We start from the raw sequence: 12,571 nt of genomic DNA, 5'->3' as shown, positions 1-12,571 counted from the left end.
GGCGCTTGCGGCGCTGGCTTCGTCTCAACCCAAGCGCTACCATTTCTTCAGCTTCTCATCTGGAGATGCACAAGGGGGCGAAATGGAAGTTCGACGAGAGCGTCAGATCAATGCCGTCGCTGATGAAGTGCTGGCGTTGACGGCGGTGGTCCGCCCCATTCTGGCCGGTGTCCTTTACGCCCTGAAGACGGATGTTGTTCAAGAGGTTGGCGGGCGCGACGCGGTGAAGCTCAAGATGCTTCCCCGGCTTTACCGCCCCGGCGACGGGGACGTTGGCATCTGCTTTGAGTATGCTGTTCACGATGCGATGAATAACGGGGATGCGAGGGTCGTTGAACGCATTGTGGACGCGATGAAGCTCTGTAACATAAAGTCGAATGAACCAAGATCGATCTTGTTCGGTATCGAGAAATCAGGCGCGGTTCAACTTATCGATACTGCGAAGAACGTGCTCACTAGCGATTCTCGAACTTTGGCCGGCGGCCAGGGGCGACCGCCGCTTTTGCGTAGCCGACTGAACGTGTTGGCCGCCGCTTTCCGGCGACCTCAAACTAGGGTTGCCCTGCCCTACTCGATCCGCGGTTTGTGGAAGGCCGATCTATTCGTCGGCTCTCTAACGAGCCAACAATGGGTCGGCACGAGCGTGAAGATCAATGCCTCTCAACTAGAGGGGGCCGCTGGCCTCCGGGTTGGGATCATTCCCACGAGACAGGGGGCTAGTGACAAGGTGCGCATCGACTCTGGGCGCGGGCTCGTCATCTGCCCCCTGCATCACGACGCCGATTTCATGCAGACGTTTTATGAAGGTTGGCGTCTCGTGCAAGCGTTTCTATTCGCCGACGCCCACGTCCCAAAAGAGGCTCTTCTCCCAAGACCAATGGATCGAGAGGTTTGTAGAATACTAGAGGAGCGAAGAGAGTTTCCGGTTGTAGATATACTCGAGGCATTAACAGTCTTTTATCAACCAGATCTTCTAGAGACTGAAAAGGAAAGGGTTGATGCTGAGGATGTGCAAGGAGATGTCAACACCTCGACCTTGGTGGCCCCACTTTCTCGCTCGATTTGATCCCCCACGGGGGGGCGTAGTCGACTGCCAGCGTCGATATGGCCGCTCGTATGAACGACCCAAAAAGCATCGAAGCCAGCCGTGAGATATCCCAAGAGGCGAGCCATTGTGAATCCGAGCGCTTGCGTGTAGGACCTCAACGGCGGAGTGCTCCTTGCTGGGGCACACGAGGACACATCGGGCCTGGAAAACCTAGTAAAATCAATCGCCTACTGGGGCAGGCGCTAGTCCTCTCCTGGGCACCACCCCTTTCTAAGGTCTCCGCCGGGGTGGCCGTTCATTGCTCCCCTGCTAGACTTCCCAAAGCCGCGCGGGGAGGCCCGCGCCATCTGCGGAGCAAGCGGTCTTGGCCAACCATCTTCATCACGGCGATCTGCCCGCGGGCCTGTTCCAGGGCGTCGAGGCGGTGGCCGTGGATTCTGAGACCATGGGCTTGCGCCTGGGGCGCGATCCCCTGTGTGTGGTGCAGATTTCGGCCGGAGACGGGGACGCTCACCTCGTGCAGCTGGACCGGGCCACCTATGACGCCCCGCATCTGAAGGCTTTGCTGACCAATCCCGCAGTGACGAAGATTTTCCACTTCGGGCGGTTCGACATCGCCATGTTCCACCTCCACCTGGGGGTGCTGACCGCGCCGGTCTATTGCACCAAGATCGCCTCCAAGCTCGCCCGGACCTATACCGACCGGCACGGGCTGAAGGATGTGACCCGGGAAATGGTCGGGGTGGACCTGTCCAAGGCCCAGCAGAGTTCCGACTGGGGCGCTGCGGTTCTGTCGGACGACCAGGTCGCCTATGCCGCCTCCGACGTTCTGCACCTGCATGCGGTCCGAGCCCGGCTGGATAGCATGTTGGCCCGGGAGGGCCGTGATGGACTGGCCCGGGCCTGTTTCGACTTTCTGCCCCACCGCGCCCTCCTGGATGTGGCCGGCTGGGAGGACGCCGACATTTTCGCGCACACATGAGGCCCTAGGTGAGCGCCCTGGCATATGAGGCCCGCGGGCCCGCATCGGACCAGGCCATGGGGCGCTGGCACCGTCGCTCACGGCTGATCCGCCGCCTGCGGGTGATCCTGCCCGCTATGATCGGGGTGATCGTCATCGGTCTGGCCGGGGTCATCATCTATAACAGTCTGGCGGGTGGGCCTGCTGTGCCCGAGGAGTCAGACGCCCCGATCCGGCTGGTCAATCCGAGGTTCATGGGCCGCGACGCCGATGGGCGCTCCTTCGTCATCACCGCCAACAGCGCCGTGCGCGACCAGGTCGATTATCAACGGGTGATGCTCGACCGGCCGGCCATGGTGGTGGACGGAGAGGGCCTAAGCCCCATGCGCCTGTCGGCGCAGTCCGGGGTCTTCCACGAGGGCAGCGGCATGCTGCAGTTGCAGGGTGATGTGAGCCTGAACGATCAGAACGCCACCTTTGACACCGGCAGCGCGGTCTTCGACACGGCCACAGGGGTACTAGAGGGTGAAGGTCTGATCACCGGGGCCGGGCCCCTTGGAGAAATCCGCGCAAAGTCCTATGGCGTGTACGACAAGGGCGAGCGCATGGTCTTCCGGGGCGGCGTGAGCGGCACGATCACCCCGAAAGCGCCGCGTTGATGCGAAAGAGGCGTCTTGAGATGAAGATTCTGCCTGCCGCCGGTCCACGGACCATTCTGCCGGCCCTGTTGCTGTCGGGCCTGCTCGCTGTTGCGTCCCTTGCTCCGGCCCAGGCCCAGCTGGCGGCGGGCTCCAACGCCCCGGTGGACATTACCGCCGACGAGCTCGAGGTACTCAACTCCCGCTGCCTGGCCATCTGGAAGGGCTCGGCTGAGGCGCTGCAGGACCATTCAAGATTGCGCGCTGATGTGCTGACGATCCGCTACGCCGCCGCCCGACCGGCCCGCACCGGGGCAGAGCCCACCTGCGGCGAGCTGCAGGGCCTCGACGCTCAAGGGTCTGTCTATTACGTCACCCCGGCCCAGCGAGTGCGGTCCAATGCGGCGGTCTATGACGCGGCCAGCGACACCATCACCATGACCGGCGACGTGGTTGCCGCCCAGGGCCAGAACGTGTTGCGCGGCGAACGCCTGGTGATCCAGGTGGCCACTGGCGAGGCGAAGATGGAGACCAGCGCCCGGGGCGCTGGCACGCCAGGTCGGGTGCGCGGGGTCTTCTATCCCAATCAAACGCAGGCTCAGCCTGCGCCCCAGCGGTAGGCCGCCCCGGTGCTCGACACGCCGCAGACCTCAGCCCCCCAGGATCTGATCCCTGGGGAGGGGCTGGTGGTGGACAATATTGGCAAGTCCTATCGCGGCCGGCCGGTGGTGAAGGGGGTTTCCCTGCGCCTGGCCCGGGGCGAGGTGGCGGGGCTGCTCGGCCCCAATGGCGCGGGCAAGACCACCTGCTTCTATATGATCACCGGTCTGATCGCGGCGGACTATGGCGCCATCTATCTGGACGGGGAGAACATCACCGCCCAGCCGATGTATCAGCGCGCCCGAATGGGACTGGGCTATCTGCCTCAGGAGACCTCGATCTTCCGGGGCATGAGCGTGGCGCAGAATGTCATGGCCGTGGTTGAGCTGCGTGAGCGCGATGGCGACCGGGCCAGGGCCACGGTCCACCAGCTGCTGGAAGAGCTGCATATCGAGCATCTGCGCGACGCCCCGGCCATCTCCCTGTCGGGGGGCGAGCGTCGCCGGGTAGAGATCGCTAGGGCCCTGGCCAGCGAGCCGTCCTTCATGCTGCTGGATGAACCCTTTGCCGGCATCGACCCCCTGGCCATCGCCGATATCCGCGAGGTCATCAGCTATCTGAAAGGCCGAGGCATCGGCATCCTGATCACCGACCACAATGTCCGTGAAACCCTGGACATCATCGACCGCGCCTCGATCATCCATGCGGGCGAGGTGCTGTTCGAGGGCTCCCCCGCCGAGATCATCGACAATGCTGAGGTCCGCCGGGTCTATCTGGGCGACAGCTTCGCGGGTTAAGCGGGCGGCTGGGCCTTTCGTCCTTCGTGGCGGGTGCCCCGACCCCACGCTTCGACAAGGTGTCTTTTGCGCGACGTCATCACAGCGAACCTTCCGGCGAGGGACTTTGACGAGACCGCCAGGTTCTATGAAGGGCTGGGCTTTCGCGTGGACTATCGGGACGAGGGATGGATGATCCTCTCGCGGGGATCCCTCGAGATCGAATTTTTCCCTCACCCACAACTGAACCCATCTGACTCGTGGTTCAGCGCCTGCGTTCACGTCGCAGATATTGAGGGCCTCCATAAATCCTGGTCACAGGCGCAACTGCCAGAACACGGCATACCGCGTCTAACCGCGCCCCGGGACGAAGACTCGGGGTTGCGGATGTTCGCGCTCGTCGATCCGAACGGCAGTCTGTTGCGGTGCATGTCACCGAGCTCCGGTAACGAGGGGTCTGATTGACCGGGCCATCCATGCCCACAGCCGGATGACGGTGGGCATGGATTCTCGGGTCAAGCCGGCGAGAGATGGGGAAGAATCTCTCCCCTCAGAGCCCTGCCAGGGCCTGCTCCAGGTCGGCGATGATGTCGTCCACATGCTCCAGTCCCACCGAGACCCGCACCACGTCAGGCCCGGCGCCGGCGGCGATCTGGTCGTGGGCCTCCAGCTGGCGGTGGGTGGTCGAGGCCGGGTGGATGATCAGGCTGCGGGTGTCGCCGATATTGGCCAGGTGCGAGAACAGCTTGACCGCGCTCACCAGCTTGACGCCGGCGGCGTAGCCATCCTTCAGGCCAAAGGTGAAGACCGCGCCAGCCCCCTTGGGGGCATAGCGTTTGGCCCGTTCGTGGCTGGGATCGCCGGCGAGCCCTGCATAGGACACCCAGGCGACCTTGGGGTGGGCCTTTAGCCATTCGGCGACCGTCTGGGCGTTGGCGCAATGGCGTTCCATCCGCAGGGCCAGGGTCTCGATGCCGGTGAGGATCATGAAGGCGTTGAACGGCGACAGGGCAGGGCCCAGGTCGCGCAAACCCAGGGCCCGGCAGCCCACCAGGAAGGCGGCGGGGCCAAAGGCCTCGGTGAAGACCTTGCCGTGATAGCTTGGATTGGGGGCGCTGAGATTGGGCCAGCGGCCGCTCGTCCAGTCGAACTTGCCCCCATCGACGATGGCGCCGCCAATGGAATTGCCGTGGCCACCGAGGAACTTGGTCAAGGAGTGGACGACGATGTCGGCTCCATGATCCAGCGGACGGCAGAGATAGGGGGTGGCCAGGGTGTTATCCACCACCAGCGGCACGCCCCGGGCATGGGCGGCGGCGGCGATGCCGGCAATGTCCATGACCACGCCGCCGGGATTGGCGATGGATTCGATGAACACCGCCCGGGTCTGATCATTGATCGCGGCCGCAAAGGCCTCGGGCTCGAGGTCCTCGACGAAGGTCACCCCCCAGCCCATGCGTTTGAAGCTCTGGCTCAGCTGGGTGATGGAGCCGCCATAGAGCTTGCGGGAGGCCACGATGTTGCAGCCGGGCTCCATCAGGGTGTGAAACACCAGCAGCTGGGCCGCATGTCCACTGGCCACGGCCAGGGCACCGACCCCGCCTTCCAGGGTGGCGAGCCGGGCCTCCAGAACCCTCGAGGTCGGATTGCCCAGGCGGGAGTAGATGTTGCCGGGGGCGTCCAAATTGAACAGGGCCGCAGCATGGTCAGCATCGTCGAAGACGTAGGAGGTGGTCTGATAGATCGGGGTGACGCGGGCCTTGGTCACCGGATCGGGCGTTGCGCCGGCATGGATCACCAGGGTTTCCGGGCGCAGGGGCGTGGTCTCGGACATGGGCGTCTTCCCTCATTCAATGTCGTGTTCTGAGGGACAGCGCCTAGCACGGGCGGGCTGGCGCCTGAAACCAGCGAGGGAATTGTCGCCAACCCCGCCGGAGTTAACCAATCGGTGTGGGATCGCCGTCTAGCCTTGCCAGCAAGAAGCAGGCCAGGAGGGCTGAACTTGGCGCTCAGCGCGCGACTCGAGATCCGTCAGGGGCAGGGGCTGGTCATCACCCCCCAGCTGCAGCAGGCCATCAAGCTGCTGCAGTTGTCGAACCTTGAGCTGGAGGCTTATGTCGAGGGCGAGCTGGAGCGTAACCCCCTGCTGGCCCGGGACGAAGGCGAGGCTGAGCCGACCCAAGACGCCGCCAATGAAGTGGGTGAAGCCCGCGCAGAGGCGGCCCTCGACGAAGTCGCCGCCGGTGCCGCCCATAGCGATATGGACACGGCCCATGACGAGGTGTCGCCTGGCGAGCGGGCCACCGGCGACGGGGCCGAGGCCGGGGGGGCCATAGACTGGTCCCAGGCCGGCAAGGGCGGAACCTTTGAGGGTGACGGCGATGGCCTCGACGCCCTGGCCGCCCATGAAAAGACCCTGGCCGAGTTCCTGACCGATCAGGCCGCGCTATTGAACCTGTCCGCCGTGGAGATGGCGATCGCGTCTGTCCTGATCGATGGGGTGGATGAGGGGGGCTATCTGCGCCTGGACCTGGCCGAAACCGCCCAGCGACTGGGCTGCGATCTGGCCCTGGCCGAGACAGTACTCACCAAGCTACAGGGCCTGGAGCCCACCGGCGTCTTCGCCCGGGATGTGGCCGAGTGTCTGCGGCTGCAGCTGATCGAGCGCGATCGCTGCGATCCGGCCATGTCCGCCCTGCTGGACAATCTTGATCTCCTGACCCGCCGGGACATGGCGGGGTTGAAGCGCGCCTGCGGGGTCGATGATGAGGACCTGCGCGACATGCTCGCCGAGCTCCGCGCCCTAACCCCACGGCCCGGCGCTGCCTTTGGTGGTGAGCCCAGCCAGCCGGTCTCGCCTGACGTCTTCGTTCGGGAAGGCCCTGGCGGCTTGTGGCTGGTGGAGCTCAACGGCGACACCCTGCCGCGACTGTTGGTGGACCAGCGCTATCATGCCCGGGTGTCGGGGGGCGCGCGCTCGGACCAGGAAAAGACCTTCGTCGCTGACTGCCTGGCCACTGCCAACTGGCTGGTCCGCAGCCTCGACCAGCGGGCCAAGACCATCCTCAAGGTCTCCAGTGAGATCGTCCGCCAGCAGGACGGTTTCCTGGCCTATGGGGTTGAGCACCTGCGGCCCCTGAACCTCAAGACCGTGGCCGAGGCCATCGGCATGCACGAGTCCACCGTCAGCCGGGTGACCTCCAACAAGTACATTGCCACGCCCCGGGGCCTGTTTGAGCTGAAGTTCTTCTTCACCTCCTCCATCGCCTCATCCTCCGGCGGCGAAGCCCACTCGGCCGAGAGCGTCCGGCACAAGATCCGGCAGCTGATCGATGCCGAAGCTCAGGGGGCCGGCGTGCACTCCGACGACCAGATCGTCGACATCCTGAAGGCGGCTGGCGTCGACATCGCCCGCCGCACGGTGGCCAAGTACCGGGAAGCCATGCGGATTCCCTCCTCGGTGGAGCGGCGGCGGGCGATGAAGGAAGCGGTCTAGACCTGGCCCGCCTCCACCAGCGACTCAGCAATCTGCACCGCATTGAGCGCGGCACCCTTGAGCAGCTGATCGCCGGCGATGAACAGGGACAGGCTGCGCCCCGAGGGGTCCGACAGGTCGGTGCGGATCCGGCCCACCAACACATCGTCACGGCCTGAGGCCTCGCCGGGCATGGGAAAGTGATTGGCCTCGCGGTCATCCACCAGACGCACACCCGGTGCCTCGGCCAGCCACGCCCTGGCGTCGTCGACGCTCACCGGCTCAGCGAACCGGACGGTCAGGGCCATGGCGTGGGCCCGTAGCACCGGCACCCGGATGCAGGTGAAGCTGGCCGGCAGGTCGGCCGCCCCCAGCAGCCGGCGAAGCTCGGCCATGACCTTCAGTTCCTCGCCGTTATAGCCGGTCTCCGGATCGATGCCGGCGTCATGGCTGAACAGATTGAAGGCGTAGGGGTGGGCCATGACCTGGGGGGCATAGGTCTCCCCGGCCAGGGCCGCAGCGGTGGCGTCCCGCAGTTCGGCCATGGCGGCAGCTCCCGCGCCAGAGGCCGCCTGATAGGTCGAGCCCACCAGCCGGACAATCAGCCGGCGGGCGTGCAGCGGAGCCAGCACCACAGCGGCGATGGCGGCCACGCAGTTGGGGTTGGCCACCAGCCGGCCCGGCGTCTCGCCCAGCCGCCAGCCATTGACCTCGGGCACCACAAGCGGGGTGTCGGCGTCCATGCGGAAGGCGGAGGAATTGTCCACCACCCAGGCCCCCGCGGCCACGGCCAGGGGGCCGTAGTGCCGGGACAGGCTGGCGCCGGCGGAGAAGAAGGCGACGTCGACGCCGGCGAAGCTCGTCTCCTCCAGGGCCTGGATCATGACTGGCGCGCCACGGAACGTCAGGGTCTTGCCCGCCGAGCGCGGGGAGGCAAACAGGCGCAGCTCGCCCACCGGAAAGGCCCGCCGCTCCAGACAGGCGATCAGCTCGGCCCCCACGGCACCTGTGGCCCCGACAATGGCAATGGTCAAGGGCCGCGTCATGGTCGGCGTCGCCGGGGAAGGCGACCGGGATTGCGCCAGGGGGCTGGACAGGGACTGTGGCATGGGAGCCTCCGGGGGTCTGGCCGGAGGGAGGCTGGCTTTTCCTTGGCCGACCCCATCCTTCCGGCGGGGTCAAGCAGGGATCGTCAGTCGGCTGCGGGCAGCCAGGACCAGACCCCTGCGCCCCCAGGCGCAGTGGTTTTAATAATCATGGTCATGGCGGCGAAATGCAGCATGACGCCCCGATAGGGCTTCCGGCCCCCCCTGTAAAGCGCCCCTCTGCCCGGATGCGCATTGCAGGGCATCACCGACGCGGCCATACCCCGTCGGGATGACAGCCCCAGAACCCCTTGGACTCTCGGGTCAGGACCCGCATCGGGAGCGGCGGGTCAGCCTCTCGGAGATCCTGCGGGATCTCACTGACCTGTCCCATGCGACCGAAGACTTCGGGACCCTGATTGGCCGCTTCGGACGCCGTGCCTTCGGGGCGCTGCTGTTCCTGTTCGCCGCCCCCAACCTGCTGCCCCTGCCCCCGGGGTCCTCGACGTTTCTTGGCGCCCCTTTGCTGCTGTTTGCCCCGCAGCTGGCCCTGGGGGTGAGAAGCCCCTGGATGCCTGCGGCTCTACGGCGGCGGCGGCTGGAAATGACCCCCCTGCGCGGTGCCTTTCTCAAACTGATTCCCCAGGTTGAAAAAGTGGAGCAGATCTCCTGCGCCCGGCTGACCTTTCTGTTTGGCCCCCTGGGGGACCGCCTCATCGGGGTGGCCTGCTCGATCCTGGCCCTGGTGCTGCTCTTGCCCCTGCCGCTTGGCAACCTGCTCCCGGCCGCCGCCATCAGTCTTTTCGCCCTGGCCCTGATCCAGCGGGATGGTGTCCTGGCCCTGGCCGGTTATGCGGTCACCCTGGTCAGTCTTGGGGTTCTGGCCCTGGCGGCTGGGGTTATCCACAGGCTTTTCGTAGCAGCGGTCAGCGGCTTTTGACGCACTTGACACCAGACCCGGTCCGGCGCGTTCATGGGGTTATGCAAGTCCAAGTCACCGGCAAACATGTCGAGGTTGGAGAGGCCCTGCGACTGCGGGTCACCGACGAACTCACCAATAGTATTGGAAAATATATTGATCGCGCGGGCGGCGGGGCCGACGTGGTGGTCAGTCGGGAGGGTTACACCTTCAAGGTGGACTGTGCCCTGACCCTGGCCTCTGGCCAGCAGCTTCAAAGCCAGGGCACAGGCACAGACGCCCATACCGCTTTTGATGCGGCCCTCCACAAGATCGAGACCCGGGTCCGGCGCTACAAGCGCCGGCTGAAAGACCATCACCAGCAGGCTCTCGCCAAACAGGCCGAGACCGCCGCCTATTTCGTGCTCCGGACCCCCGAGGGTGAGGATGAGCCCGACTGGGACGAAGGCGTGGAGCCGGGGGCAGAGGGCTCGCCCGCTGCCATGGTCATCGCCGAAACTGAGCGCCTGATCCGTGAAATGACGGTTTCTATGGCGGTGTTGGAGCTCGACATGACCGGTGCTCAAACAATCGTGTTCAGGAACGCCGCGCATGGCGGTTTGTCCGTGGTATATCGCCGGCCCGATGGAAACATCGGGTGGATTGATCCCGAGCGCACGAGGCCGGTGAACGGAACGGGTAGCTGAGGCGTCGCCTAAAGGCGGCTGCAAAGGCCCCCTCTGTCGCCGTAAACCGTGCGGGTTCGGACCCGTAGAACAGGCTTTCCGACGCAAGCATGCAAATCGGCGACATTCTGGATCGCGGTGCCATTGCGGTGCGCGTCAGCGCTACCGACAAGCGCCAGATCCTCGCGCACCTGGCCGACCTGGCGGCCCGTCACTTTGGACTCGAGGCGGCAGCCGTGCTGGACGCCCTCACCGAACGCGAGCAGGCCGGCTCCACGGGGATCGGCCATGGGGTGGCCGTGCCCCATGCCCGGATCGAGGGGCTGGACCGGATTCGGGGCGTGTTCCTGCGGGTCGACCAGCCAGTGGCCTTTGAGTCGATCGATGACCAGCCGGCCGATCTGATCTTCGCCCTGCTGGCTCCGCCGGAGGCTGGCACCGAGCACCTGCGTGCCCTGGCGCGAGTGTCCCGTATGCTGCGAAACCCCGACCTGCGTGCTCACCTGCGCCAGGCCAAGACGCCGGACGCCCTGCACGCCCTGCTGGTCCAGGAATCGGCCCCTTCGGCAGCTTAGGCACCCGCCCCGGTCAGAAACCAGGGCCGGGCACTTTCCCTCAGTGGACGGAGACCGGGGCCAGTTCGTGCGCCAGAGCCGCAGCCATGGCCGCATTGCGGTCGTTGAGCACCGCCAGGCGTTCGCCGTCAGCCCGATGGACGGCATAGAAGGTCTGGTTCGGGTTCAGGTCCAGTTTTATGGCCTCCCCGTGCACCGGGACGCTGGCCAGGATTTCTGCCGCCGAGATCGGGCGGACATAGACAAGGTCGGGGCCGCCCAGGGCAGCGAAGTCTTCGGTCGACAAGATCGGTGTCATGATGAGCACCTCCATGGATTGGCAACGCGCCGGAGCCTCGCCGGTTCAGCCGGGGGTCTGGCGTCTGCGCGGCCGCCGGTCAGGCTGGCCAAGGGGTTAGGGCGCGCGGCAGGGGCGATGAAACTCAGCCCGCGGTGCGAATGGGAATGCGCTTGATCACGGTCTCCGGTTCGGGCCGGGCCAGGTCAATGTGCAGCAGGCCATGCTCCAGGGTGGCGCCTTCGACCACCATGCCATCGGCCAGGACAAAGGTGCGCAGGAAGCCCCGGGCCGCGATTCCCCGGTGCAGATAGGCGTCCTCGTCCTTGCCCGCCTCGTCCTTGCGGGCGCCGGCGATCACCAGCTGGCGGTCTTCCACATTCACATGCAGCTGGTCCGGCGTGAAGCCGGCCACGGCCAGGGTGATGCGCAGCCGCCCCGCGCCGCAATCTTCCACATTGTAGGGGGGATAGGCCTCGGCGGCGGCCTTGGCAGCGCGCTCAATCCGGGCGCGAGTGTGCTCAAAGCCCAGGAGAAAAGGGCTGTCGAATAGGATCGTCCGGGTCATCTGTCCTCGAGTCCTCATCAGCAAGCGACTCCCCGGAAGCCCCACCCATCACGCTGGCGCAGGACTTTCGGTTGGACTTTATCTGGCGATGAGGCGGCCAGGTTTCAATGTCTCAGCCGGCTCTAGCGGAACAACAGCACCGGAACCTTGCCGGTGCGGATCATTGCCGTCGTTGTGGAGCCAAGGAACAATTCGCGGATCCGCGAGTGGCCATAGGCACCCATGACCAGCAGGTCGCCAGCGCCTTGCCTCAGCTCGCCCTTGAGCACAGCTTCAACATCGCCTTGCAGCGTCTTCACCTCGGCGTCGGCCCGGCCGGCCAGGAGCCCCTGTGCCGCCTCGACGCGGACGTCGCGCTGGGTGCCGGCGTCCGCGACGATTGCCACGACAATTTCGAGATCGGCGAAGGCCTGATTGCTCAGCACGTGGGTCAGGGCCTTGGTTGCGCTGGTCCCGCCGTCAAAGGCCACCACCACCCGAGTGATGGGCATGAACACCCGTGGCGCCACCAGGATCGGCCGCGCGCTGCCGCGCACCACCCGTTCGACCTTGGCACCTAGCCGGCCTTCCTCGAAATTTCGCCCCTCGCCCCGCTTGCCGATGATCACCAGGTCGAAGCTGGCTGCCAACTCGATGATCGTCTCGGCGACCTCCCCGTGGCGGTGGAGAAGGCTGACGTCGGCAACGCCGGCGTCGGTCAGTCGGCGAGCGGCGCTTTCCAGCATGTCCCGGCCATGGGCCTGGGCCGCTTGCGCCCTGGCCTCATCGGCCTTGGTCAGTTGTTCCAGCAACACCTCGCTGGCGCCGAGGCCAACACTGCCGGAGAGGTCAAGGCCGGCACCTGCCCCTCTTTCGGCCCGGTCGAGGACATGCAGCACATCCACGCGGGCACCCATGCGGTTGGCGAACCAGGCGGCGTGGTCACAGAGGCTGGGGCCGTAGGTTGAGGCGTCGATGGCGCAAAGCAGTTTGGGCATGCTTGAT

Annotated in this window: 15 protein-coding genes; 10 read left to right on the top strand and 5 right to left on the bottom strand. The window is 65.7% G+C overall.

All coding sequences use genetic code 11. From position 1 onward, the window contains the following. Positions 1-82: 82 nt before the first annotated feature. From MH112_RS04110 to MH112_RS04085, 6 genes are all read left to right on the top strand, one after another. Positions 83-1,066, top strand: coding sequence for a hypothetical protein (locus MH112_RS04110; RefSeq protein WP_296564270.1), 984 nt, complete (start codon positions 83-85; stop codon positions 1,064-1,066). 346 nt (positions 1,067-1,412) lie between these two features. Beyond that, positions 1,413-2,030, top strand: a complete 618-nt coding sequence (locus MH112_RS04105; protein ID WP_296564267.1) for a ribonuclease D — start codon at positions 1,413-1,415, stop codon at positions 2,028-2,030. A gap of 8 nt (positions 2,031-2,038) precedes the next feature. Further along, on the top strand, positions 2,039-2,668 hold the full coding sequence (gene lptC, locus MH112_RS04100) for an LPS export ABC transporter periplasmic protein LptC (RefSeq protein ID WP_296564263.1): 630 nt from the start codon (positions 2,039-2,041) through the stop codon (positions 2,666-2,668). 20 nt (positions 2,669-2,688) lie between these two features. Then, complete coding sequence (locus tag MH112_RS04095) at positions 2,689-3,267, top strand: LptA/OstA family protein (RefSeq protein WP_296564261.1); 579 nt, start codon at positions 2,689-2,691, stop codon at positions 3,265-3,267. Between the two features lie 9 nt (positions 3,268-3,276). Continuing rightward, positions 3,277-4,044 (top strand): LPS export ABC transporter ATP-binding protein, encoded by a 768-nt coding sequence (gene lptB / locus MH112_RS04090; protein WP_296564258.1) that lies wholly within the window; start codon positions 3,277-3,279, stop codon positions 4,042-4,044. Positions 4,045-4,110: 66 nt separating this feature from the next. After that, complete coding sequence (locus tag MH112_RS04085) at positions 4,111-4,488, top strand: bleomycin resistance protein (protein WP_296564256.1); 378 nt, start codon at positions 4,111-4,113, stop codon at positions 4,486-4,488. 85 nt (positions 4,489-4,573) lie between these two features. Here the strand turns inward: MH112_RS04085 and MH112_RS04080 are convergent, their stop codons facing one another. Beyond that, entirely contained in the window at positions 4,574-5,857 is a 1,284-nt protein-coding gene (locus MH112_RS04080; protein ID WP_296564247.1) for an O-acetylhomoserine aminocarboxypropyltransferase, read from the bottom strand. A 168-nt stretch (positions 5,858-6,025) separates the two neighbouring features. Here MH112_RS04080 and rpoN point away from each other — a divergent pair, with 168 nt between their 5' ends. Further along, the gene (gene rpoN / locus MH112_RS04075) at positions 6,026-7,519 is read left to right on the top strand and encodes an RNA polymerase factor sigma-54 (protein WP_296564245.1); all 1,494 of its coding nucleotides are present in this window, start codon (positions 6,026-6,028) and stop codon (positions 7,517-7,519) included. Here the strand turns inward: rpoN and MH112_RS04070 are convergent. Beyond that, positions 7,516-8,607, bottom strand: a complete 1,092-nt coding sequence (locus MH112_RS04070) for an aspartate-semialdehyde dehydrogenase (RefSeq protein WP_296564243.1) — start codon at positions 8,605-8,607, stop codon at positions 7,516-7,518. The two genes, rpoN and MH112_RS04070, sit on opposite strands and share 4 nt — an antisense overlap. A 268-nt stretch (positions 8,608-8,875) precedes the next feature. On the opposite strand from MH112_RS04070, the gene MH112_RS04065 reads away from it, so the two are divergent. The 3 genes from MH112_RS04065 to ptsN all read left to right on the top strand — a co-directional run bounded on the left by MH112_RS04065 (position 8,876) and on the right by ptsN (position 10,742). Next, a complete protein-coding gene (locus MH112_RS04065; protein ID WP_296564240.1) occupies positions 8,876-9,523 on the top strand; it encodes an exopolysaccharide biosynthesis protein in 648 nt (215 codons plus the stop codon). A 41-nt stretch (positions 9,524-9,564) separates the two neighbouring features. Continuing rightward, positions 9,565-10,188: a ribosome-associated translation inhibitor RaiA gene (raiA, locus tag MH112_RS04060; RefSeq protein ID WP_296564236.1), complete on the top strand. Its 624-nt coding sequence runs from the start codon at positions 9,565-9,567 to the stop codon at positions 10,186-10,188. 89 nt (positions 10,189-10,277) lie between these two features. Next, positions 10,278-10,742 carry a PTS IIA-like nitrogen regulatory protein PtsN gene (ptsN, locus tag MH112_RS04055; protein ID WP_296564233.1) on the top strand — a complete coding sequence of 155 codons (465 nt, stop codon included), beginning with the start codon at positions 10,278-10,280 and terminating at the stop codon, positions 10,740-10,742. Positions 10,743-10,782: 40 nt separating this feature from the next. Here the strand turns inward: ptsN and MH112_RS04050 are convergent, their stop codons facing one another. From MH112_RS04050 to MH112_RS04040, 3 genes are all read right to left on the bottom strand, one after another. Then, positions 10,783-11,040 carry a DUF1150 family protein gene (locus MH112_RS04050; protein WP_296564230.1) on the bottom strand — a complete coding sequence of 86 codons (258 nt, stop codon included), beginning with the start codon at positions 11,038-11,040 and terminating at the stop codon, positions 10,783-10,785. Between the two features lie 124 nt (positions 11,041-11,164). Beyond that, the gene (locus MH112_RS04045) at positions 11,165-11,587 is read right to left on the bottom strand and encodes an Hsp20 family protein (RefSeq protein WP_296564226.1); all 423 of its coding nucleotides are present in this window, start codon (positions 11,585-11,587) and stop codon (positions 11,165-11,167) included. Positions 11,588-11,709: 122 nt separating this feature from the next. Continuing rightward, positions 11,710-12,564: a universal stress protein gene (locus MH112_RS04040; RefSeq protein ID WP_296564223.1), complete on the bottom strand. Its 855-nt coding sequence runs from the start codon at positions 12,562-12,564 to the stop codon at positions 11,710-11,712. Positions 12,565-12,571 lie beyond the last annotated feature (7 nt).

The sequence above is a fragment of the Phenylobacterium sp. genome, assembly GCF_022402485.1.
In the GTDB taxonomy this organism is placed as follows: Bacteria; Pseudomonadota; Alphaproteobacteria; order Caulobacterales; family Caulobacteraceae; genus Phenylobacterium.
The sequence above is the reverse complement of the archived record's forward strand: the minus strand, read 5'-3'. Positions and strand labels throughout refer to the sequence as shown.

Excerpts from the sequence above, each read along its gene's own strand:
- raiA (WP_296564236.1), top strand. The coding sequence starts at position 9,565 with ATGCAAGTCCAAGTCACCGGCAAACATGTCGAGGTTGGAGAGGCCCTG.
- ptsN (WP_296564233.1), top strand. The coding sequence starts at position 10,278 with ATGCAAATCGGCGACATTCTGGATCGCGGTGCCATTGCGGTGCGCGTC.
- MH112_RS04050 (WP_296564230.1), bottom strand. The coding sequence starts at position 11,040 with ATGACACCGATCTTGTCGACCGAAGACTTCGCTGCCCTGGGCGGCCCC.
- MH112_RS04080 (WP_296564247.1), bottom strand. The coding sequence starts at position 5,857 with ATGTCCGAGACCACGCCCCTGCGCCCGGAAACCCTGGTGATCCATGCC.
- MH112_RS04095 (WP_296564261.1), top strand. The coding sequence starts at position 2,689 with ATGAAGATTCTGCCTGCCGCCGGTCCACGGACCATTCTGCCGGCCCTG.
- MH112_RS04065 (WP_296564240.1), top strand. The coding sequence starts at position 8,876 with ATGACAGCCCCAGAACCCCTTGGACTCTCGGGTCAGGACCCGCATCGG.
- MH112_RS04110 (WP_296564270.1), top strand. The coding sequence starts at position 83 with ATGGAAGTTCGACGAGAGCGTCAGATCAATGCCGTCGCTGATGAAGTG.
- MH112_RS04040 (WP_296564223.1), bottom strand. The coding sequence starts at position 12,564 with ATGCCCAAACTGCTTTGCGCCATCGACGCCTCAACCTACGGCCCCAGC.
- MH112_RS04045 (WP_296564226.1), bottom strand. The coding sequence starts at position 11,587 with ATGACCCGGACGATCCTATTCGACAGCCCTTTTCTCCTGGGCTTTGAG.
- MH112_RS04070 (WP_296564243.1), bottom strand. The coding sequence starts at position 8,607 with ATGCCACAGTCCCTGTCCAGCCCCCTGGCGCAATCCCGGTCGCCTTCC.